This window comes from Staphylococcus sp. EG-SA-2 (assembly GCF_017152085.1).
Genome location: NZ_JACYHC010001114.1, coordinates 1 through 703 on the forward strand (window position 1 = coordinate 1; position 703 = coordinate 703).

Sequence of the window (703 nt, forward strand, 5' to 3'; positions counted from 1 at the left end):
AGTTGAAAGAAGGAGTCATTCTAAAATAGAATTTGAAACCGTTACGAGAGATGAGAGCTGTTGTTAGTTCCACACATCACACTCTATCTAGGACCAATCTAAACTATATCAACCAACAGTGTGCCACAGACATATTAAATTGAAGAAGCTGAGATATTAAAATTTTAGAAAATGAAAAAAATATTTGGTATTGAAATTAAAAAAGCACCTAGCAACTCGTTGGGACAATCACGATGATTGTCTACAGTTGCAGGTGGATTTGAATATACTACTAGTTATTTGTTGTCTAGGATAATAGATTTAGTATGTTGATAAGTTTGACTCAGATTCGTATTTTCTAATAAATGATAGCTCACGATATCGATTAAAAAGAGTGTCGCAATTTGTGTGTTGATAAATTGATGGTCGGTATTACGCGATTGATCCGTTGTTAAAAGTACTAAATCTGCACAATCTGTAAGTTTGCTACCTTCGAAATTTGTGATGGCAACGACATATGCACCATGAGATTTGGCGACTTCCGCTGCAGAAATTAATTCCGAAGTATTACCACTATTTGACATAGCAATAAACATATCCGAATGAGATAGTAGGGATGCCGATATTTTCATTAAATGTGAATCGGTAGTAACATTACCTTTTAGCCCCATACGAATCATACGATAATAAAATTCAGTCGCTGATAAACCAGAGCTACCTAGTC

General features: G+C 34.7%; 1 pseudogene. It reads right to left on the reverse strand.

What is annotated here, in order from left to right:
• Positions 1 to 275: 275 nt before the first annotated feature.
• Positions 276 to 703, reverse strand: a pseudogene (rpiRa, locus tag IDG60_RS18500) (pentose phosphate pathway transcriptional regulator RpiRA); the annotation flags it as partial.